Below are 21,246 nucleotides of genomic sequence, written 5' to 3' on the forward strand. Positions count from 1 at the left end.
CTAAGTACAGCCGCCCACCACCACTCCCTCCAAACCAATCTTAAAGGCATCACCGACCCGGAAGACATGAACACTCCGAAAGGGGTCCGGGTCGGTGGCTTTCAAGGTAGGGGCGAGAAGGAGTGGTGAGTGGTTGTGACCGTCATTGATCCGCTATCACGATCCCCTAGACAATCGTGGTCTGATGCAAGCTGAAAGCCCCTTCAAGGGTCTGGATCAACTGCCACCTGTTGGCCCCGTGTTCGTCGTATGGTCTTCCCTCGTAGCAGGGGGTAGGGTCTGCCCACTACTGCAATGACTTTGAAACAATGCAGGAAAACCTAGATCATGCACTTCGACATATTCTACCGAAAGAACCTCAAGGGCGAACCGTGGGCGTGGATCGACCGCACCCGACCCCGCGATCTGTGGGTCAATCTCTTTGGTCTTGTCATGGTCTTTGATTGGCGCAAGCGACTACCACCAGAACCCGGCATCTTTGACGGGACGTGTATGGCCCCGAAAAAGCCACGCGGCAAGCTGATCTAAGCATAGGTGGGGCAGGTATCAGCGTTCCCTCACCACAGCCCCAGAGAAGCCCGCTGAGTCCCGTCTTGAGGTCTTGACGGGTACACCCTGCCCAGCGCCTCAGGTGGCACCACAGCGCCGCTCCTAGTCGGTCAGATAGCCGGGAAACTTGTCCAACTCACTGGCAAGGCCCAAAAGCAACGCATCACTGCCACCATAGCCGTCACTCGACTTACCGGACGAGCGACCAGCGATGTACAACCGCGCTTTCTCGCTGATGCCTGACCCCATGCACTTGTCCTCGAATAAGTGACGCCAGCCGTGGTTGGGCCTAAATCCCTCGCGCCTCATTCCCAGATCATCACGGGCAAACTCGCCCAGATAGTCGCCTGACGATTTAGAGAACAAGCGACCGGGCGCACTATCCTCGACAAACCTAAGCAATCCCTCTGCAACGAGATCGGGATGGACAGGCAGGGTCCGCAGGGATGAGCGGTTCTTAACAGCCAGACCACCCTCCCCGCCGATCACATAGAACACTCGCCCCTCAACGGTCCTGAAATCGGACCTCTTTAGCTGAGTAATCTCGCCCACCCTCGCACCGCTGTAAGCAGCAATCCACCAGACCCACCGCAACTCCGCCCTACTTTGCAGACGTGCCGCAGTCAAAAGCCGCCTCGCTTCGTCTAAGGTGTGGGTGAAGTGTCCGGGCGCTTTCGCCAGAACTCTCGGCGGTTTAACATCCTTTGCCGGGTTCATCCCACCAAACATGGGCGCGTCAGATTGCTCAATCGCATAGTTTATGATGGTCTTTAGGGACGCCAGCCGATCCTTGATTGTCCTGTTTCTGACTTCACCAGCTTCCTGCATCGCCCTGACCCACCCGCTCACTTCTTGAGTGGCCAAGGTTTCGATGTCAGCACTGCCCCGATGATCCGTGAAGAGCTGTGCAACCCGCAGATACTTCTTCACCGTGGCGGGTCGTAAGGGCGCAGCATCCAGCCCCAAGGATAGCAGCTTGGCCTGTTCCTTCACGACACCCTCAAAGGTCCACTTCGGGGCCAGCATGGTCTTCACGGGCGTTGGCACTTCAAAAGCAGGATAGCGGGCAGCACCGTGATCCGGGGAATAGTCGCCCTCTGCTTTCTTGAGGTTGACCTCAGCGGCCTCTGCCATCGCGTCAGCGACCAAGGCAATCAATGGCGCTCTGTCCTCCGGGTCCAACCGCATCGGGCGCTCGGCCAACAGTTCATCCAAGGCAGCCCCATAACGGTACTCTGCAAGGTCGTCTGGTGAGGCTGGATCACTGCCATGACTGGACGGCAAGAACCCCACCCCGCCTTTGATGTATTCATTCACCCGGATCACGTCACGCCACATCTCAGGTGAAACCGGATCATCGTCATAGCGGGCCGTCACGCGCCGCCTAACCTCCCCTGCCAATGCCACCCTCTGCTTATGGGTAAGGCGCTCTGGGTCTCGCCTCTGGGCTTCCCAGAAGGACAACAGCGCGGCATGTGCAGCGGCGAACCTTGCACGGCCCTCAACGGGGTCATGGGTCCGTAACGAGACCTTCACCGCCTGCGTTCCAACTTTGACCGCGTGATATTCGCCCGCAACTGGCAAACGTACGGAAAGCCCTTGCAAGCGCCCCACAAGGTCAGCCGGGACGCGGACATTCAGATAAATCATCCCAGTTCGCGTGTCGCGCTTTGGTGAGGCCATCTTTAGAACCGCCATGTTGACACCTTCTGTTAACACAGACGGCGATATATTTGCCTGTTAAGACAAAAGCTTAGCAATATCAATGAAGGATAGTGGTGCGGTCGGAGAGACTCGAACTCTCACGGGTGTTACCCCACAGCGACCTCAACGCTGCGCGTCTACCATTCCGCCACGACCGCACGTCTTGGCATGGCGGCGGTGTAATGAACACCGCCGCCATTGTGAAGCCCCTTTTTCAGGGTCTGCCCAACTCTATTGGCTGACCGAGAAGGATGGCAGGGTCGACGCCTTTTGCGGCACCACTTGCGGCACAAGCCCCGCCCGATCACCATCTTGCAATGCATGAGAGGCCTTGCGCAGCAAATCCAGACGCTCTGGCTGACCGGGGGCAAAGACGGCGCGGGTGGTGGCGCCTTCAAGGCCGGTTTCATACCAGGCCGCGGCCAGATCGTTGCGTTTGGATGCGCCAAACCCCTGGCTCAGATGGTGGCCGAGCAATTCACCATAGCCAGCCTCGCCCAGCGTGACCAGAATCAGCGCCGACCCGATCGCCTCGTCCATGTCATCCGTGCGATAGCCGACGGAAAGGCACACTTTTGCCGTCGCGGCCAGATCCTGAGTGGGAATGCCCGTGCCCAGCACAAAGGAAGACACATCGCGCACCACGGCGTCGCGATCCTTTAGCGACAGGGCCGCGACATAGGGTTTCATACGCGTGCCATAAGCATCGCAATTGGCGCTGATCTGTGCGGCCGTGGCGCCCAGAGATTGGGCCAATTGCTCTCCCTCGGAAATCGCATAGGTACGGGCCAGACAGAATTGTTCATTCAGGGCCACGTTGGGATCCCCCATGGTGGCCGCCGTGGTAAAGCCGCCATTGGTATTGGTCAGCAGACTGACAGTATTGCAATGAGAGGCGAGCGAAACCTGAGTCGTCTTGCCGCCAAAGAGGTTGGGCAACGCACCATCCGAAAGCGGGGCATCTGTCGTCGCGGCGGTGACCGTGGTTGTCGTCGTCGTTGTGGTTGCCGGGGCCGCAGGGGCCACCACCACTGTCGTTTGCGGCGCGGTCGCCGCACCGGGCACACCCCCGGCCAGTTCGGTACGGAATTCCTTGAGCAGCCCGCGCACACCATCTGGATTGGCGGCGACCTTTTGCTGGGTCATATATCCGCCAGCCTGCGCCCGGTTATAGGAATTGATCAGCAAATCCTGTTCAAACGACGAAAGCTGCCCGGTGGCCGGATAGCCGAGATAGATCTGATATTGCGAAATGGCGTCGCGGGACCGGCGGCCAAGCTGCCCATCGACAGACCCGGCATTGAACCCGAAGTAATTCAGCGATGATTGAATCTGGCGCCCGGTCTGGGTCGAAGGGATACCCGGTCTGGAATAGGTTTTGCGTTTGGTGGAGCGATAGACCTTTTTGCGCGACTGGTTTCTGGCGGCGTGATTGACGATGGCGCCAACGACCGCACCGGCGATAAAATCACCCGCATCCGCCGCCGCACGGTTGACCGGAAACAGCACAAGTGAGGCAGCTACACTGGTCGTCAAAAGGGATCTGTACATCATAATAAGGGCTCCGCTGATAAAAATAGGACCGTTCATTGAAGAAAAGATTAACACATTCGCGTCCAAACCTAAGGGATTTATCGCAGGGCGCGGCCGGTATATGGTAAGAAATTCCCGCCCCTTGCACGGCAGACCCCGAATATGACCGATTGGATCACCTCGCCCGGGCTTGTGCCCTATCCTCAGGCGCTGACCCGGATGGAGGAGATCGCCGAGGGGATTCGCGCCGGCACCCACCCCGAAACGATCTGGCTGGTGGAACATCCGCCCCTGTATACCGCAGGCACCAGCGCCCGCATCGAAGATCTGATCGCGCCCGACCGGTTTCCGGTCTATGAGGCCCGGCGCGGCGGGCAATACACCTATCATGGTCCGGGACAGCGGGTGGCCTATGTCATGCTCGACGTGGCGGCACGGGGGCGCGATGTGCGCCGGTTCGTCCACGATATGGAGGCCTGGGTGATCGCCGCACTGGCCGAATTCAACATCCGTGGCGAAGTGCGCGATGGCCGCGTCGGTGTCTGGGTCGAACGACCGGATAAGGCGCCGAACCCGGATGGCACAATGCGCGAAGACAAGGTGGCCGCGATCGGCATCCGGCTGCGCAAATGGGTGTCGTTCCACGGGCTGTCGATCAACGTCGAACCGGACCTTTCGCATTTCGACGGTATCGTACCCTGTGGCATCCGCGATCACGGCGTGACCAGCCTGGTCGATCTGGGTCTGCCGGTCACCATGGACGACGTTGATCTGGCCCTGCGGCGCAGTTTCGATCAGGTCTTCGGCGGCCAGGCCGACAGGTAGGGAATACCGCCATAGGGGCAATGGGCGGGGCGCGATAGCGTCATTCCCGTTACCCCCTGTTGAGGAACCTGTCATGTCCTACACGATTTCGGTCTTTCTCGCCTCGCTTGCCCTTGGCATGGCGGCGGCCTCTCTGACCTTCCTGTGATTCTCTGCGCGGCGTGATCCCGATTTTTCCGCACCGGGAAGACACGCCAGGTGAAATTTTCCGTCCCTGCGGCAGTTGGTGACATTGCCCCCGCCCCCCGAATGGCATTAGAACCTTTCCAACCTTGCCCGGCAAACGGGCGGGACAACAAAAATTCGGGAACCAGGAGACACCACATGGCGGACGCAGCCGTTCATGGTCACGATGGGCACGACACGCGGGGGTTCTTTACCCGCTGGTTCATGTCCACAAACCATAAAGACATCGGTATCCTTTACCTCTTCGTTGGCGGCTTTGTCGGCCTCATCTCGGTGACCTTCACGGTCTATATGCGGATGGAGCTGATGCACCCCGGTGTACAGTATATGTGCCTTGAAGGGGCGCGGTTTACGGCCGCGGCAGCGGGTGAATGTACGCCCAACGGGCATTTGTGGAACGTGCTGATCACGGGACACGGGATTTTGATGATGTTCTTCGTCGTCATTCCCGTCCTGTTCGGCGGTTTTGGCAACTATCTCATGCCATTGCAGATCGGCGCGCCGGATATGGCGTTCCCGCGGATGAACAACCTGTCATTCTGGCTCTATGTTGCTGGAACGTCGCTCGCCATCGCCTCGCTTCTGGCACCGGGTGGCAATGACCAACCGGGATCGGGAATCGGCTGGGTGCTTTATCCGCCGCTTTCGACCACCGAGGGCGGGTTCTCGACCGACCTTGCGATCTTTGCCGTTCACGTTTCGGGCGCCAGTTCGATCCTTGGGGCGATCAACATGATCACCACCTTCCTGAACATGCGCGCGCCGGGGATGACCCTGTTCAAGGTGCCGCTGTTCTCGTGGTCGATCTTTGTCACCGCCTGGCTGATTCTGCTGTCCCTGCCCGTTCTGGCCGGCGCGATCACCATGCTGCTGACAGACCGCAACTTTGGCACCACCTTCTTTGACCCATCCGGGGGCGGTGATCCGATTCTCTATCAGCACATCCTGTGGTTCTTCGGACACCCCGAGGTGTACATCGTGATTCTGCCGGGCTTTGGCATCATCAGCCACGTCATCGCCACGTTCTCGCGCAAACCGATCTTTGGGTATCTGCCCATGGTCTGGGCCCTGATCGCCATTGGCGCGCTGGGTTTTGTCGTCTGGGCGCACCACATGTATACGGTGGGCATGTCGTTAAGCCAGCAAAGCTATTTCATGATGGCGACCATGGTGATCGCGGTGCCCACAGGCATCAAGATCTTTAGCTGGATCGCGACAATGTGGGGCGGATCGGTGGAATTCAAGACGCCCATGCTCTGGGCCTTTGGTTTCCTGTTTGTGTTCACCCTTGGTGGCGTGACCGGCATCGTGCTCAGCCAGGCCGGCATCGACCGGGCGTACCATGACACCTATTATGTCGTGGCGCATTTCCACTATGTGATGAGCCTTGGCGCCGTCTTTGCCATCTTTGCGGGGATCTATTTCTACTTTCCCAAATTTAGTGGCAAGATGATCCCGGAATGGGCCGGACGCATCCATTTCTGGGCGTTCTTCATCGGCACCAACCTGACATTCTTCCCCCAACACTTCCTGGGGCGTCAGGGCATGCCGCGGCGCTATATCGACTATCCTGACGCCTTTGCCACCTGGAACTATGTGTCCAGCCTGGGCGCCTTCCTGTCGTTCGCCTCGTTCCTGTTCTTCATCGGCGTGATCTTTTACGTCATGTTCAAGGTGCCACGCACCGCAAGTGCCAACCCATGGAACGAATGGGCCGACACCCTGGAATGGACCCTGCCCAGCCCGCCGCCCGAACATACGTTCGAAACGCTGCCCAAGCAGTCGGACTGGGATAAACACCCCGCCCACTGACCCGGCAGGGCCACGACAACAGGACTTGATCCATGCCCCTGAAATGGGAAATCGACCCACAAAAGGCCCCGGTAGAAACCGGGGCCTTTTTACATGACACCGGGGCGCCGCTGGGGCGTGCGGTGCTGTGGCCGCACCGATCTCTTCCACGCAAGGGCATGGTCGGGGTGATCGGTTTTGCTTTTGTGATGATCATGATTCCCACCATCCCGCTGCTCGGCTCGCCCGCACTCTGGGGGCTGTTGCCGTTCACGCTGGGGGCAATCTGGCTTTTGTGGTTTTTTCTGGAACGCAGCTATGTCGGCGCTCAGACCCGCGAGGATCTCACGATCTGGACCGACTGCATCGAAATTCAGCGCAGCAACCCTGGCGGACAATTGCAACGCTGGGCGGCCAATCCGTTTTGGGTGCGGGTGTCACTGCGCGAAACCGGCGGCCCGGTCGAAAGCTATGTCACCCTGAACGGCGCCGGGCGTGAGGTGGAATTGGGCGCGTTTCTGTCGCCGGAAGAACGCGAAACGCTCTATCGCGACCTGAAACAAATTCTGGCGCGTCTTTCGGCTTGACGCGGCCTTACCCCAGCCGCGCCTTGAGCTTGCCACCGACAGCACCAAAATCCATCTGGCCGGTGTATTTCGACTTGAGTGCGCCCATCACCCGCCCCATATCGCGGATCGTGCTGGCGCCGGTCTCGGCAATTGCGGCATCAAGCGCCTTGTCCACCTCGGCATCCGACAATTGCCGGGGCAGAAAATCTTCGATGATGGTGACTTCCTGACGCTCCTGCTCGGCCAGTTCCAGACGACCGCCCTCTTCATAGGCGCGCGCGCTTTCCTGGCGCTGTTTCACCATCTTGCCAAGAATCTGAAGCACCTCGCCGTCACCCACCCGGGCGTCTTCGCCCTCGCTCTGGCCAGCGCCACGCAAGGCGATGTCACGGTCCTTGATGGCCGCATTGATCAGGCGCAGGGTCGAAAGACGGTCTGCCTCCTTGTTTTTCATTGCGGCTTTCAGCGCATCGGAAACACGGGTTCGAAGATCCATCATTCACCTGCCAGAGGTCAAATTGCACAGATGCCGACAGTACCGCAATCGCGCCAATGTGACAACCATCCAATCATCTGGCAACCTATTGTTTTCAAAGTATTAATCATTTGACTGGCGCCCTTGACCCCCCCGGCGCCGCCCCTTAGGTTACGACAGATTTGCCCGCTGCACTATCATCTTGCCTGAGGTTCCCCCATGCCCACTTCTCTTCGCCCAACCGCCTGTCTTGCCCTGGCGGATGGTACATTATTCTATGGTCACGGTTTCGGGGCCGCCGGTCAGACTGTGGCAGAGCTTTGCTTTAACACGGCGATGACCGGGTATCAGGAAATCATGACCGACCCGTCCTATGCGGGCCAGATCGTGACATTCACATTCCCCCATATCGGCAACACCGGCATCACCCCCGAAGACGATGAAACCGCCGACCCTGTGGCGCAAGGGATGGTGGTAAAGTGGGATCCGACCGAGCCAAGCAACTGGCGCAGTGTCGGCACCCTGAACGATTGGCTGGCGCGGCGCGGTCGCATCGCGATCGGTGGCGTCGATACCCGCCGCCTGACCCGCGCCATTCGCCAACAGGGCGCGCCCCATGTGGCCCTGGCCCATGATCCCGACGGCAATTTCGATATTGAGGCTCTCGTCGCTGCCGCCCGTGGGTTCGGCGGCCTTGAAGGTGTCGATCTGGCGCGCGAAGTAACCTGCGCGCAATCCTATCGCTGGGATGAAATGCGCTGGGCCTGGCCGCACGGCTATCAGAAACGCACAACGCCGGGCCACAAGGTGGTGGCGATCGATTATGGCGCCAAGCGCAACATTCTGCGCTGTCTGGCCAGTTCGGGGTGCGATGTCACGGTCCTGCCCGCCTCGGCCACCGCCGAAGATGTGCTGGCGCAAAACCCCGCCGGATTGTTCCTGTCCAATGGTCCGGGCGATCCGGCGGCGACGGGAAAATATGCCGTGCCGATGATTCAGAAGGTGCTGGAAACATCACGGATCCCCGTCTTCGGGATCTGCCTCGGGCATCAGATGCTGGCCCTCGCCCTGGGCGCGCGGACGGTAAAAATGAACCACGGCCACCATGGCGCCAACCATCCGGTCAAGGACATGGAAACCGGCAAGGTCGAAATCACGTCGATGAATCATGGGTTTACCGTGGATGGTCAGACCCTGCCCGCCGGGGTGAAAGAAACCCATGTATCGCTGTTTGATGGCAGCAACTGCGGCATCCGCATGGCTGATCGTCCGGTCTGGTCCGTGCAATACCACCCCGAGGCCAGCCCCGGACCGCAAGACAGCTATTACCTGTTCGAACGCTTTGCCCGCGCCATGGATACCGCTGCCTGATCTGCATTAATGGCGGGTTAACCTCTTTGCCCCAGAACAGGATGGTCATTTCTTGTTCTGGATCGGGCCATGGGGTTTCAACCGCTTCGCGCTGTCAATACGGCCACAACCGTGCCTTCACTAGGGGCGCCCCTGCGCGGTGGGCGGTTGGGCGCGCTGTTGCTCGGCGGTGGGCGGATCGGGCCGTCGGATTTGCACCTGGCGCTGGCCCATCAGGCAGTATCATCGGCCCCCTTGGGGCAGATTCTCACAACGCAGGGGGCCATTGCCGACGCGGCGCTGTTCGATGTGCTTGCCGAACAATTCGGCACGTTGCGGGTTGATCCGGCCGACTATCCGCCTGACCCCGCGCTGATTGACCGGTTCGGTGCGCCGCGCTGTGCCGCCCACAATGTCCTGCCGTTGCGACGGGCCGGCGCACTTACCCTGGTTGCCACCTGCGAACCGGATCGATTTCATCTGATTCGCCCACTGCTGGAACAGACCCTGGGCAGTGTTGCGATGGTTTTGGCCACAAAGGCCGACCTGCATTGCGCCCTTGGCCGGATGCGCCAGCGTTCCATGGCCCATGACGCCGAACACCGGGTCGCCGCCGACGACAGTTGCCGCGCATTTACCGGGCGCGCCTTCGTGGGGTGGGGGCTTGCGGTATGCAGCGCGCTGATTGTTGCTGCTCTTTTTGCCGGGAGCGCCCTTTTCTCTGTCATGACGAGGTTGGCGCTGCTGATTCTGGTCGTGAATACCGTCTTTGCGGCCACCATGGCCGTTCAGTGGCTGCGCGCTCGCAGTGCCCCACCCAACGACGCCGGGCCGGATGTGCCGCGGATCGTTCCGGTTTCTGTTCTGGTGCCCCTGTTTCGCGAAAAACACATTGCTGAACGGCTGATTCAGCGCCTCGCACGGCTGGATTATCCGACAGAACAACTGGAAATCCTGCTGGTCGTGGAAGAGGACGATGCCGTCACCCGCGCCACTCTCGCTACATGTGATCTGCCTGCCAACATGGGATGTCTCATCGTGCCCAGGGGCCAGGTGCAGACAAAGCCCCGCGCGCTGAACTATGCACTGGATTTCTGCCGGGGTCAGATCGTCGGGGTGTACGACGCCGAAGATGCGCCTGATCCCGGCCAAATCCGCGCGGTTGTGCGCCAGTTCCAGCGGGCCGCACCGCAGGTGGCCTGCCTCCAGGGGCGGTTGGATTACTACAACCCCCGCGCCAACTGGATGGCGCGCTGTTTTACCATCGAATATGCAACCTGGTTCCGGGTCATGCTCCCCGGTCTGGCACGGCTGGGGCTGGTTCTTCCCCTTGGGGGCACAACGTTATTCTTTCGCAAATCGGCGCTGGTTGCACTGGGCGGGTGGGATGCGCACAACGTCACCGAAGACGCCGATCTGGGCCTGCGATTGGCGCGGCGTGGCTATCGTACCGATCTGCTCGACAGTGATACGTTGGAAGAAGCAAACTGTCGCCCCTGGTCTTGGGTGCGGCAACGCTCGCGCTGGCTCAAGGGGTATGCGATGACCTATTTTGTTCATATGCGCGATCCGGTTGCGCTCTGGCGGGATCTGGGGGCGCGACGGTTCTGGGGCGTGCAAATCCTGTTTCTGGGCAACCTTCTAGGGGTATTGACGGCGCCGTTTCTCTGGGCGTTTGGCCTTATGGTCTTTGGTCTGCCCCATCCCTGGTCCGATGCGGTGCAAGCTGTCGGGGGCACTGTGCTGTCTTGTGTCATGGGCGGGGCGGCCCTGGTTCACTGGGGGGTATGGGTTCTCGGGGCACTGGCACGGGGGGACCGGGGGCTGGCGCTTTGGGCGCCGACGCTTTCACTTTATCATGCGCTGGCCACCGCGGCGGCTTTGAAGGCCGCGCTTGAACTTGTCACCCGGCCTTTCTTTTGGGACAAGACCAGCCATGGCCACCTGTCCGACCCCGGACAGGCCGTTAACCCAACTCAGACGTAACAGCGACAACCTTCAGCCGCGTTTCGAATGCATTCGAGATATGCGTCTTCAATGCCAAGTGGGCCGCATCGCCGTCTCGAGCCTCGATCGCTGCAACGATCGAACCATGCTCGGCCAAGGCCCGTTCGCCCCGCCCCTCGACCGCCAGGGATGTGGTGGCCAGCAAAGCCATGAAACGGTGCACCAGATCCAACTGTTGCACCAGATACCGATTATGCGACGCCAGATGTATTTGTTTATGAAAACGCCGGTTCGCGCGGGCCAGCGCCGACGGATCGCCCAAAAGGGCGCGATCATCCTCGACCATGGCACGCAACACGCGCACCTCTTCTTCGGTGGCATGGCGCGCCGCCAAACGGGCGGCCAACCCTTCCAGTTCACTGCGCACCACATAAAGTTCGGCCAGCTGGTTGTGATCCAGCGACGCCACGATCAGCGACCGGCCATCGCGCGTCAGCATGGATTGCGTCTCAAGCCGTTGCAAAGCCTCGCGAATTGGGGTGCGCGACACGCCAAACCGCTCGGCCAGCTCGCTTTCGACCAGACGATCTCCGGGGCGGAACGTCCCGATGTCGATTGCCTCGAGAATCAACCGATAGGCATCCCCTTGTCCGCTGCGGTGTTCTGCCATTTGCCCCCCATCCATTTTCGGCCCGACCCTAGCGGCGCGCTGCCCCATTGCAAACCCTCCCCGCGCCGGAGTAGGCAGGCCCATGCACCGTGATGCCTTTTCCCATGTCGACACCTGGGTGTTCGACCTCGACAATACGCTTTATCCGCCCGAAGCGCGCCTTTTCGCGCTGATCGAAGTGCGGATGATCGCCTGGGTGATGCAGACCCTCAACGTCACCCGCGACGAGGCGGATCGCCTGCGCCGCGACTATTGGCGCCGCTATGGCACCACGCTGGCCGGGCTGATGCGCGAACACGGCGTCGATCCTGCGCCCTATCTTGTTGATGTCCATGATATTTCCATGGATTCTCTGGCCCCCGACCCGGTGCTGGCCTCTCATATCCGCGCCCTGCCCGGCCGACGGATCGTTTATACCAACGGCAGCGCGCCCTATGCGGAACGGGTGCTGGCGGCGCGGGGGCTGACCGGGCTGTTTGATGCGATCTATGGGGTGGAACATGCAAATTTCCTGCCCAAACCCGAACACGCGGCCTTTGAAACAGTGTTCACCGCCGACGGGTTGCACGGGCCGTCAGCAGCGATGTTTGAGGATGACGCCCGCAATCTTTTGGTGCCCCACGCCATGGGCCTGCGCACAGTGCATGTGGCGCCCATCCGCGACCCGGGCGCGCATGTGCAGTTTCATGCTGTCGATCTGGCTGACTTTCTGTCGCACCTCGGTGCCTGACCCTTGCCAAGCCCGGGCAAACCCGCAGGTATGATGCCATGACCAACACCGATACAGATGTTTTGATTTCAGGCGCCGGGATTGCCGGGCTGGTGGCCGCGGCCGGGTTGGCCGCCAAAGGGCTGCGGGTGATGATCGTCGATCCGGTCGCCCCTTCGGAAAATGCGCAAAGCGAAGGGTCCGATTTACGCTCGACCGCGTTCCTGCAACCGGCGCGCGCCCTGTTTGCGCGCCTGAATCTTTGGGCGCCGCTGGCCGATTACGCCACACCCCTGCGCGCCTTGCAGGTGATCGACACCACCGGTTGGCCGCCGGTTGAACGGGCGCGGCGACAGTTCGAGCCGCGGGACGTGGACGCGGAACATTTTGGCTGGAACCTGCCCAACTGGCGTTGTCGTGCGGTGCTAACCCATCATCTGGGCCAGATGCCGGGGGTCGATCTGCGCCTTGGCGTCGGGTTTTCCGGGATGCTGCGTCGGGATGCCGGGGTGCGCGTCACGCTCAGCGATGGCAGCCGGATCAATGCGCAACTGGTGGTGGGCGCCGATGGTCGTGATTCGCCCGTGGCGCGGGCGGCGGACATTGGCGCCAGGGTACGGCGCTATGGGCAAAAGGCGCTGGCGCTGGTGGCCCGTCACGATCTGCCCCATGACGAGATTTCAACCGAAATTTACAACTCGGGCGGCGCGTTCACCACCGTCCCCCTGCCCGACCATGCGGGCGCCCCCACTTCGGCCATCGTCTGGATGAACGACGGGCCGCGCGCCAAGGCGCTTTTGGCGATGGATGACGCGGCGTTTGGGGCCGAAATGACCCTGCGCGCCTGCGGTCTGTTGGGCGACATGCGCCCGATCAGCGCGCGGCGTCTGTGGCCCGTGATCACCCGCACCGCCGACAGGATCACGGCCAAGCGCACGGCATTGGTCGCCGAGGCCGCCCATGTGTTGCCGCCAATCGGGGCGCAGGGGTTGAACACTTCGTTGCAGGATGTGATCGCGCTGCTAGAGGCAATATCCGACGATCCCGGCGCGCCCGAGGGCCTGGCCCGGTATGAGGCCGCGCGCGCCCGGGATCTGGGCAATCGCGCGGCGGTGATCGACCTGTTCAACCGGATCTGCCAATCCGACAGCACGGCGATTCAGGCCCTGCGCCTGAGCGGGCTGCGCGGGGTGCATGATCTGGCCCCACTCCGGCGCGGGGTGATGCGCGCCGGGATGGGCCGGGTTCAGAATACCTGATCCAAGGCCTGTTCCAACCGCGCCACACTGGCCGGAACGTCGCGCAATTTGTCCAGCCCGAACAACCCGATACGGAATGTTTTGAAATCAGCCCCCTCGCCCACCTGCAGCGGCACACCGGCGGCGATCTGCATGCCCAGCGCGGCAAATGCCTTGCCGGTCTGCACATCGTCGCGGTCGGTATAGGCAACCACGACACCGGGCGCGCCGAACCCATCGGCGGCAACCGATTTCAGCCCGCGCTGCGCCAAAGCCGCCCGCACGGCGCGGCCCTGTTCCCATTGCGCCTCGGCCAGTTTGGCAAACCCCAGATCGCGGGTTTCCTGCATGGCGTCGCGGAACCCTTTCAATGCGTCGGTGGGCATGGTGGCGTGATAGGCGTGACCGCCATTTTCATAGGCCTCCATGATGGACAGCCATTTTCCCAGGTCCACCGCAAAAGATGTGGATTTGCGCACCTTCACCTTTTCCAGCGCGGCGGCGCTCAGCATGACGCAGCCCGCCGAAGGCGACGCCGACCAGCCCTTTTGCGGCGCCGAAATCAGCACATCAACGCCGGTCGCCGTCATATCAACCCAGGCACAGCCCGACGCGATGCAATCCAGAACGAACAACCCGCCCACGGCATGAACCGCATCGGCCACCTGTTTGAGGTAATCATCAGGCAGGATCATCCCCGAACTGGTTTCAACGTGTGGCGCAAAGACAACCTCGGGGCGTTCTTCGGCAATTTTCGCGACCACCTCATCGATCGGGGCCGGGGCGAATGGGGCATCGGGCGCATTGCCCGTGCGGCGCGCCATCATCACCGTTTCATCGGCCACGGGCACGCCCGCCTCGAAAATCTGGCTCCAGCGATAGGAAAACCAACCGTTTCGAATCACCATCACGCGGGCATCGACGGCCAGTTGCCGGGCCACGGCCTCCATCGCATAGGTGCCGCCACCGGGGATCAGCGCCACGGCATCAGCATTATAGACCTCTTTCAGCAGGCCGGAAATGTCGCGCATCACCGTCTGGAACGCGCCGCTCATGTGGTTGAGCGAGCGATCGGTGAAGACGACGGAAAACTCCATCAGGCCATCGGGATCGACATCGGGCAAAAGGGCAGTCATGGCATTTCTCCTTATCTGTCCTATGGGGTAACGGGCGCGCGGCCCGGTGGCAAAGGCAATTTTCATCGCCTCCTATCCCAGCGGCCCCGGCAGCCGCTCTTCGCTGAGCAGCACATTCGCCTCGACATCTCCCACCCCGGGCAGTGTCATGATCCGGCGGCGCAGCACCCGTTCGAAATCGGCCAGATCGCGGGCGACAACCCGCAGGCGGTAATCATAAAGGCCCAGAACCAGACTCACGCTTTGCACCTCGGGAATGGCGATGACCGCGCGTTCGAAATCATCCAGACTGACCCGGCCCTTGGTGGCCAGCTTTACCCCCAAAAAGACAGAAACCCCGAACCCCAGCTTTTCCAGATCGAGATCAAGCCTGCGCCCGGTCAGAATACCCGCCTGTTCCAGCCGTTGAATGCGCCGCCATGTTGCAGGCTGGCTGAGCCCCAAAGCGCGGCCGAGGGCGCTGGCCGGTTGGGTCGCGTCCTGCTCCAACAGTCGCAACAGCGCCCAATCTGTGCTGTCAGGGGTCATATGGGCAACTGGCCGGCGGTTTTGATCCGCGCCACCTCCATCAGGGATTCGATATCGGCGATATGTGGCAGCCCGAGGATTTTGCTGCGATATATTTGTTGATAATGGGGCATATCCCGCGCCACAATCGACAGACGAACATCGACACGCCCCAGAAACGTCTGAATTTCAATAACTTCCGGGACCATTCGCGCGGCTGCAAGGAAATCGTCAAACGCCATGGGAACGGTTTTATCCAGCGTAAAGCGCAGCGAAACCTCAACCGCCCACCCCAACGCCCGCCAATCAATCACCCCATGGGTGCCTTTCAGGGCACCTATGCTGCGCAATCTCTCCAGGCGGCGGGTGGCAACGGCGCCACTGACCTGCGCGCGCACCGCAAGGGCCGACGTCGCGATGGAGGGATCGGCCATCAAATGCCGCAAAAGGCGGCGGTCGATATCGTCAAGCATGAATTTGCCAATCCACCTTACCCGTGCGAATGAATTTATCACTATCAGAGGAAATCTTTGGGAAACACCCCTCGCAAAGCGCAACCTGCGCTTTTATGGTCCGCACAACCAAACCAGACCGGAGAACATCATGCGCGTATATTATGACCGCGATTGCGACATCAACCTGATCAAGGACAAGAAGGTCGCGATCCTTGGCTATGGCAGCCAGGGCCACGCCCACGCCCTCAACCTGCGCGACTCGGGCGCGAAGAACCTTGTTGTCGCCCTGCGCGAAGGCTCGCCCTCGGCCAAGAAGGCCGAAGGACAGGGGCTCAAGGTCATGGGCATCGCCGAGGCCGCCGCCTGGTGTGATCTCATCATGTTCACCATGCCCGACGAATTGCAGGCCGAAACCTATAAGAAATACGTGCATGACAACCTGAAAGAGGGCAGCGCGATTGCTTTTGCTCACGGGTTGAACGTGCATTTCGGGTTGATCGAACCAAAGCCCGGCGTCGATGTGTTGATGATGGCGCCCAAAGGCCCCGGCCACACTGTGCGCGGCGAATACACCAAAGGCGGCGGCGTGCCCTGCCTTGTGGCGGTCGATAACGATGCCTCGGGCAAGGCGCTGGAAATCGGCCTGTCCTATTGCTCGGCCATTGGTGGCGGGCGTTCCGGGATCATCGAAACCAACTTCCGTCAGGAATGCGAAACCGACCTGTTCGGCGAACAGGCCGTGTTGTGCGGTGGCCTGGTCGAACTGATCCGTATGGGCTTTGAAACCCTGGTCGAAGCCGGTTACGAACCCGAAATGGCCTATTTCGAATGCCTGCACGAAGTGAAACTGATCGTCGATCTGATCTATGAAGGCGGCATCGCCAACATGAATTATTCGATCTCCAACACCGCTGAATATGGTGAATATGTTTCCGGCCCGCGCATCCTGCCCTATGACGAAACCAAGGCGCGGATGAAGGCGGTTCTGAAGGACATCCAGAACGGCAAATTCGTGCGTGATTTCATGCAGGAAAACGCCGTTGGCCAACCGTCGTTCAAGGCCACCCGGCGCCTTAACGACGAACACCAGATCGAACAAGTGGGCGCAAAACTGCGCGCGATGATGCCCTGGATTTCCGAAGGGCGCATGGTTGATAAAGAAAAGAACTGATAGTTTTCAAGTTCTTGCAATACATAAGGCACCGCTGGTTGGCGGTGCCTTTTTACCTTTTGGGAAAATGTTCATGCGACCGCTTCAGATCACAACCCTGCGCAGCGAACCGGCCATCACCGGCGCAGACCCGACCCTTGCGAACTGGCTGACGGTTCTGGTGTTGGGTGTGATTTGGGGCGGCACCTTCATGGTTGTTTCGCTTGCCCTGCGCGGCTATGGCCCGGTCACCGTGGCGGCGGCGCGCACCGGGTTGGGTGCGGTGGCGTTGACCACGATGGCCCTGTCATTGGGGCGGGCTTTTCCACGATCCCCAAGGGTTTGGGTGGTTGCCGTGCCGATCGGGGTATTCTCATCGGCGGTTCCGTTTCTGTTGCTCAGTTGGGGCCAGCAATACGTGCCATCTGCCTTTGCCGGGCTGTCAATGGCCGCCTTGCCATTGTTCGTTCTGCCCCTCGCCCATTTGCTCACGGATGAAAAAATGAGCCTGCGCAAGATGTTGGGTGTGATCCTCGGGTTTATCGGCGCGCTGGTCCTGATGGGGCCCGGGCTGCGCGGGCTTGGCGCGGGGGCGGTGGAATCTCTGGCGCAGGCAGCCTGCATCGGCGCGGCGATATGTTATGCGGTCGCGTCAATCCTGACCCGACGCTGCCCGCCGGTTGATCCGGTCGCGCTTTCTGCGATCTCGCTGATTGTCGGGGCTGTCGTGCTGATCCCGCTGATGTTTGCCATCGAAGGCGTTCCGACCTGGCAGCCCGGCATCTCTGGCTGGGCAATCATCCTGTTGGGCCTTGTGCCCACGGCCATGGCGGCGGTTTTGCGCGTGCAGGTCATCCGCACGGCAGGGTCGGTGTTCATGACGCTGGTGAATTATCAGGTGCCCCTGTGGTCGATGGTGTTCGGCGCCCTCGTCCTGTCCGAGGCTCTACCGTTCCGGTTCTTTATCGCGCTGCTGCTGATCCTCGGCGGGCTGGCGATCAGCCAATGGGCCAGCCTGCGCAAACTTATCAGAATGTGACATTAGCAGGCAGGATTCCGAAGAGATAAGGCCTGATACTATACCTTTTCTGATAATCATGCCGCCGCCTTCACCTGATCGATGATCCCGGTCGCGATCTGTGCCAGCTTGGCTTCACCCCGCATTCGGACATCACCCGGATCGGGGATTCGGTGCCTGATGTGCGGGTCAGACGCCGCCCGTCCCCGACCAACAACCATCGCCGGTGGTGGCGTAATCTCTCAGCACGATATGGCCTGATTGTTCGCCGCCACGGTTGAACCCCGGATTGCGCATCGCGGCGACCACGTAGCGGTCGCCCACTCCGGTGGGGTGCCGTCTGATCCGCTCTGAGATCTGATACCGCACTGGCCTGATCACCGGGTTTGAACCCGTACGGGCCAATGAATTTGATTCCGTTGTCCACCGCCGGATCGAGGCTGGCCAAAATCATCACCGCCACGTCGGCGCGCATGGATGTGGTCAGTTGAATTATTCCTGATGTGATCTGACACCGCCCCTGCGCCCAGGTTCATCGCCGGTTCAACCGTCACCGGACAGGTGTGGGCGGTGCCACGCCCCCCGTCGGTTCCAAACAGTTTACGGTTCTTTCTGGGCTCTGATGTTCGCGCGACTATCCGGTCCCATGTGCGGCGGCCCACCACAAGGTAAGGGCCTGCCTTGTTTCTGCAATATCGTGTACCCGCAAAATCTGCACACCTTGGGCCACCGCAGCCAGCCCTACGCCGACGGACCCAAGTGCGCGGTCGCGCGCCTGATCGCCGCCACCTAGCGTGCCAATAAATTTCTTGCGCGACGCCCCCAGCAAAACCACACAGCCCAGGGCGTGAAACAGTGACAGTCCGGCCAGCAAGGTCAGGTTATGGTCCAGCGTCTTGCCAAAACCGATGCCGGGGTCGACGATGATACGCTCGCGGGCAATTCCCGACGCGCAGGCCGCCTCGACACGGGCGGCCAGAACATCATAGACATCAAGCAGAACGTTATCGTAATGGGGCGCCTGCTGCATCACATCGGGGGTGCCCTGGGCGTGCATCAGGCAAATCGGTGCGCCACTTTCCACCGCCAGCGGTGCCATGGCCGGATCATAGGTCATGGCCGACACATCATTCAGAATCGTGGCCCCCGCCGCCAAAGCCGCCCGCGCCACCCCCGCCTTGCGCGTGTCGATGGAGATTGCACCGTCAAACCCCGTGCGCAGGGCCGCAATGACTGGCACGGTGCGGGCGATTTCATCGTCAATCGGAACGACAGCGGCCCCTGGCCGGGTGGATTCGCCACCAATATCCACGATATCGGCCCCATCCCTAGCCATCTGGCGCGCCTGATCCAGCGCCGCCTCGGGGGCCGCGAACAGGCCACCATCGGAAAAACTGTCGGGGGTGGTGTTGAGAATACCCATAAGCCGGGGGCGATCCATCGACAGGCCTGCAATGGGCGCGCGGGTCGCTGTAAGCCGGGTCAATGTATCGGGCGGGATGTCGCAGGCGGCGACAAAATGCGCGGGCTGCCCGCGCTCCAACACCTCGGCCATGGTGAACCACTGCGCCCCCCGGCCAACGACACGGCATCATCGGGGCGGCGCGGGCCTGTCTGCACAAGAGGGCGGAAATAGCGGGTCATGGGGTCTCTATCGAATGCCCGGCGCCGGATTTCAAGTGGTGGGAAGATCCCGCCCGGGTATCGGGTGGCCCAGAACGTGCAGGTCGCCGGTTTCGGGCGGCGTTTCGCCGATTACGATCAAACTGTGCGCGCCGATCTTGTGGGCAAACCACGCCGCCAGCGTCGCGCCGCGAGATGCGTCAGCAGACGGCCCGTCAACACTGTCCAGCACCATTTTTGACGGCGCCCAAACCGCCAGCCCCCCTGTTTCATGGCCCAGTCCAGTTCGGTTCGCGTGCCAACCACCGCACAGCGCGGATCGCGCCCATGCAGCGCCCAGGCGTTCTGCTCTATCGCCAAAAGATCAATCCGCCGCTGTGCCGCCACGGTTGGCGCGGTAATTGTCGCGCCACAAGGCACATCGACGCACAGGATGACCGGCGCATTACGCGCCAGCAGATCGTCGATCCAACCGGCAAGATAAGCCGCCCCAAGGGCCGCATTCGACAGATAAACCACAAGAGGCGAAACCCGGGACTGCGCAAGATCGCGCGCCACCCCTTCATCCCGGCTGCGCACGATTTCCACGCCCAAGGCACCCGGACCACGATCCAGCTTTTCGATCCGAACGAAACACCGCAGCGCTTGCGGCGCAACCAGCACCCGCTGGGCAATTCGCTCTGCCAGAGTTTCAAGAAGGTTCAGCCGCTCTGCCGCCAGCTCGGTTGAAATCGCCTCGGTCAGGGTGTCATAGGACAGGATCTTGTCCACGTCATCATCGTCCGCGCCGTCATGGGGCGCCACCTCGACCACCAGACTGAACCGCAGGCGCTGGGTCGTGTCGCGCTCTTGCTGAAAGGCGCCAATTTCAACGGTAACGATATGATCGCGCAAGGAAATACGATCGGCCATGCCCGTGGGCGCGGTGGCCGCTGCGCGCTGTTCCAGATGGCCAAAGGCCTGTGTCAGATCGGATGGCATGGTGGCCCTGTCATGGTTTGGCCCATCCCTAGCGCAGCGGGCCGGAACGCGTTAGCCCTTGCGATAGAAAAGATGCACGCCGATGCTGGCCGTCTTGTCAAACTTGCGGCTCCAGCGGGGGCGCACGGCGTTGGTGTGGTAATAGGTGGCACCGTGGGTCAGCTTGCGCTGCGCGCCATCCAGCATCAGCCGCGCGATCTTGCCGACCTTCACCCAGGCTTTCCTCTCGTACACCTTGCGCGAACTGCCGTTACAGGTGAACGTGAACTGACACCGGTTGCGCCGGCCGGTTCCCTGATTGACGACCTTGCAGACCGACCCGGGAAAGGCGCGGCTATCGACCCGGTTCAAGATCACCTCGGCCACGGCAAAGATGCCCTTGACCGACTCGCCGCGCGCCTCAAAATAAAGCGCCTCGGACAGACAAGACCACTCGGCACCGCCCGCGGCCTTTGGCAATCGCGCCAGGGCGCGGGCCGAATATTCGGGCAGCGCGCCAGTGGGCGCAGCCTTGGGCGCCGGCGCCAAAAGGCGGCTGAGCCGGTTGCCCCGTTGAGGTTGCAATTGCGCACTGTCGGGGCCAAGCAGGCCGTTCAGGCGATGCTCAAGCTGGACGGTGGGGTCGTTGGATTGCGAAAATATGATATCAGCCCCGGCAGGGGCGGCAAATGTAGTGAGCGCACAAAAAAGCACGACCCACGTTAAACGCGAGTGTTTCATTCGGCCTCCGGACAACAAAATGCAGGGGCGGATTCGGCGAAAATTGCCAAAGCAGCAAGCGGCGGTTGGTCTAGGTCCGCAGCTACCGCTTGAAAACCCTCTTGAGGTGC

Annotated in this window: 18 protein-coding genes, 1 tRNA gene and 4 pseudogenes; 10 read left to right on the top strand and 13 right to left on the bottom strand. The window is 61.1% G+C overall.

The genetic code is table 11. The annotated features are described in order from the left end of the window. The first annotated feature begins 327 nt into the window (after nucleotides 1–327). Nucleotides 328–528: a hypothetical protein gene (locus AC0L7P_RS16550; RefSeq protein ID WP_473433711.1), complete on the top strand. Its 201-nt coding sequence runs from the start codon at nucleotides 328–330 to the stop codon at nucleotides 526–528. A 123-nt stretch (nucleotides 529–651) separates the two neighbouring features. Here AC0L7P_RS16550 and AC0L7P_RS16555 read toward each other — a convergent pair whose 3' ends face one another. From AC0L7P_RS16555 to AC0L7P_RS16565, 3 genes are all read right to left on the bottom strand, one after another. After that, on the bottom strand, nucleotides 652–2,247 hold the full coding sequence (locus AC0L7P_RS16555; RefSeq protein ID WP_473433712.1) for a DUF6538 domain-containing protein: 1,596 nt from the start codon (nucleotides 2,245–2,247) through the stop codon (nucleotides 652–654). A gap of 78 nt (nucleotides 2,248–2,325) precedes the next feature. Continuing rightward, a tRNA-Leu gene (locus AC0L7P_RS16560) sits at nucleotides 2,326–2,411 on the bottom strand. Nucleotides 2,412–2,484: 73 nt separating this feature from the next. Further along, entirely contained in the window at nucleotides 2,485–3,807 is a 1,323-nt protein-coding gene (locus tag AC0L7P_RS16565) for a peptidoglycan-binding domain-containing protein (protein ID WP_473433713.1), read from the bottom strand. Between the two features lie 75 nt (nucleotides 3,808–3,882). On the opposite strand from AC0L7P_RS16565, the gene lipB reads away from it, so the two are divergent. The 3 genes from lipB to AC0L7P_RS16580 all read left to right on the top strand — a co-directional run bounded on the left by lipB (nucleotide 3,883) and on the right by AC0L7P_RS16580 (nucleotide 7,175). Then, nucleotides 3,883–4,611 (top strand): lipoyl(octanoyl) transferase LipB, encoded by a 729-nt coding sequence (gene lipB / locus AC0L7P_RS16570; protein ID WP_473435490.1) that lies wholly within the window; start codon nucleotides 3,883–3,885, stop codon nucleotides 4,609–4,611. A 324-nt stretch (nucleotides 4,612–4,935) separates the two neighbouring features. Then, a complete protein-coding gene (ctaD, locus tag AC0L7P_RS16575; protein ID WP_473433714.1) occupies nucleotides 4,936–6,609 on the top strand; it encodes a cytochrome c oxidase subunit I in 1,674 nt (557 codons plus the stop codon). Between the two features lie 32 nt (nucleotides 6,610–6,641). After that, a complete protein-coding gene (locus AC0L7P_RS16580; RefSeq protein WP_473433715.1) occupies nucleotides 6,642–7,175 on the top strand; it encodes a DUF2244 domain-containing protein in 534 nt (177 codons plus the stop codon). 7 nt (nucleotides 7,176–7,182) lie between these two features. Here AC0L7P_RS16580 and AC0L7P_RS16585 read toward each other — a convergent pair whose 3' ends face one another. Beyond that, a complete protein-coding gene (locus tag AC0L7P_RS16585; protein WP_473435491.1) occupies nucleotides 7,183–7,653 on the bottom strand; it encodes a GatB/YqeY domain-containing protein in 471 nt (156 codons plus the stop codon). A 198-nt stretch (nucleotides 7,654–7,851) separates the two neighbouring features. Here AC0L7P_RS16585 and carA point away from each other — a divergent pair, with 198 nt between their 5' ends. Together carA and AC0L7P_RS16595 are read left to right on the top strand one after the other, a co-directional pair. After that, nucleotides 7,852–9,003: a glutamine-hydrolyzing carbamoyl-phosphate synthase small subunit gene (gene carA, locus AC0L7P_RS16590; protein WP_473433716.1), complete on the top strand. Its 1,152-nt coding sequence runs from the start codon at nucleotides 7,852–7,854 to the stop codon at nucleotides 9,001–9,003. 111 nt (nucleotides 9,004–9,114) lie between these two features. Continuing rightward, entirely contained in the window at nucleotides 9,115–10,968 is a 1,854-nt protein-coding gene (locus AC0L7P_RS16595) for a glycosyltransferase (protein WP_473433717.1), read from the top strand. Here the strand turns inward: AC0L7P_RS16595 and AC0L7P_RS16600 are convergent. Further along, entirely contained in the window at nucleotides 10,949–11,599 is a 651-nt protein-coding gene (locus tag AC0L7P_RS16600) for a GntR family transcriptional regulator (RefSeq protein WP_473433718.1), read from the bottom strand. The genes AC0L7P_RS16595 and AC0L7P_RS16600 overlap by 20 nt on opposite strands. Before the next feature lie 82 nt (nucleotides 11,600–11,681). On the opposite strand from AC0L7P_RS16600, the gene AC0L7P_RS16605 reads away from it, so the two are divergent. Continuing rightward, nucleotides 11,682–12,329 (top strand): pyrimidine 5'-nucleotidase, encoded by a 648-nt coding sequence (locus tag AC0L7P_RS16605; protein WP_473433719.1) that lies wholly within the window; start codon nucleotides 11,682–11,684, stop codon nucleotides 12,327–12,329. Between the two features lie 38 nt (nucleotides 12,330–12,367). Then, the gene (locus tag AC0L7P_RS16610) at nucleotides 12,368–13,567 is read left to right on the top strand and encodes an FAD-dependent monooxygenase (RefSeq protein WP_473433720.1); all 1,200 of its coding nucleotides are present in this window, start codon (nucleotides 12,368–12,370) and stop codon (nucleotides 13,565–13,567) included. On the opposite strand, the gene AC0L7P_RS16615 is transcribed toward AC0L7P_RS16610, so the two are convergent. The 3 genes from AC0L7P_RS16615 to AC0L7P_RS16625 all read right to left on the bottom strand — a co-directional run bounded on the left by AC0L7P_RS16615 (nucleotide 13,555) and on the right by AC0L7P_RS16625 (nucleotide 15,662). Beyond that, nucleotides 13,555–14,682 carry an aminotransferase class V-fold PLP-dependent enzyme gene (locus AC0L7P_RS16615; protein ID WP_473433721.1) on the bottom strand — a complete coding sequence of 376 codons (1,128 nt, stop codon included), beginning with the start codon at nucleotides 14,680–14,682 and terminating at the stop codon, nucleotides 13,555–13,557. The two genes, AC0L7P_RS16610 and AC0L7P_RS16615, sit on opposite strands and share 13 nt — an antisense overlap. Before the next feature lie 72 nt (nucleotides 14,683–14,754). Next, on the bottom strand, nucleotides 14,755–15,210 hold the full coding sequence (locus AC0L7P_RS16620) for an Lrp/AsnC family transcriptional regulator (RefSeq protein ID WP_473433722.1): 456 nt from the start codon (nucleotides 15,208–15,210) through the stop codon (nucleotides 14,755–14,757). Further along, nucleotides 15,207–15,662, bottom strand: a complete 456-nt coding sequence (locus AC0L7P_RS16625; RefSeq protein WP_473433723.1) for an Lrp/AsnC family transcriptional regulator — start codon at nucleotides 15,660–15,662, stop codon at nucleotides 15,207–15,209. Before AC0L7P_RS16625 ends, AC0L7P_RS16620 begins: the two co-directional genes overlap by 4 nt. Before the next feature lie 130 nt (nucleotides 15,663–15,792). Between AC0L7P_RS16625 and ilvC the strand changes: the two genes are divergently transcribed. After that, complete coding sequence (ilvC, locus tag AC0L7P_RS16630; protein ID WP_473433724.1) at nucleotides 15,793–16,815, top strand: ketol-acid reductoisomerase; 1,023 nt, start codon at nucleotides 15,793–15,795, stop codon at nucleotides 16,813–16,815. A 73-nt stretch (nucleotides 16,816–16,888) separates the two neighbouring features. Next, nucleotides 16,889–17,833 (top strand): DMT family transporter, encoded by a 945-nt coding sequence (locus AC0L7P_RS16635; protein ID WP_473433725.1) that lies wholly within the window; start codon nucleotides 16,889–16,891, stop codon nucleotides 17,831–17,833. Nucleotides 17,834–18,016: 183 nt separating this feature from the next. Here the strand turns inward: AC0L7P_RS16635 and AC0L7P_RS16640 are convergent. The 5 genes and pseudogenes from AC0L7P_RS16640 to AC0L7P_RS16660 form a co-directional block, all read right to left on the bottom strand. Further along, a pseudogene (locus tag AC0L7P_RS16640) lies at nucleotides 18,017–18,145 on the bottom strand (hypothetical protein); the annotation flags it as partial. Between the two features lie 52 nt (nucleotides 18,146–18,197). Continuing rightward, a pseudogene (locus AC0L7P_RS16645) lies at nucleotides 18,198–18,287 on the bottom strand (hypothetical protein); the annotation flags it as partial. Nucleotides 18,288–18,446: 159 nt separating this feature from the next. After that, nucleotides 18,447–19,456: pseudogene (gene folP / locus AC0L7P_RS16650) on the bottom strand (dihydropteroate synthase). Between the two features lie 31 nt (nucleotides 19,457–19,487). After that, nucleotides 19,488–20,416 (bottom strand): annotated as a pseudogene (locus tag AC0L7P_RS16655) (dihydroneopterin aldolase). Between the two features lie 51 nt (nucleotides 20,417–20,467). Further along, complete coding sequence (locus AC0L7P_RS16660; protein ID WP_473433726.1) at nucleotides 20,468–21,136, bottom strand: cell wall hydrolase; 669 nt, start codon at nucleotides 21,134–21,136, stop codon at nucleotides 20,468–20,470. Nucleotides 21,137–21,246 lie beyond the last annotated feature (110 nt).

Source organism: Oceaniglobus sp. K40-3, assembly GCF_055808395.1.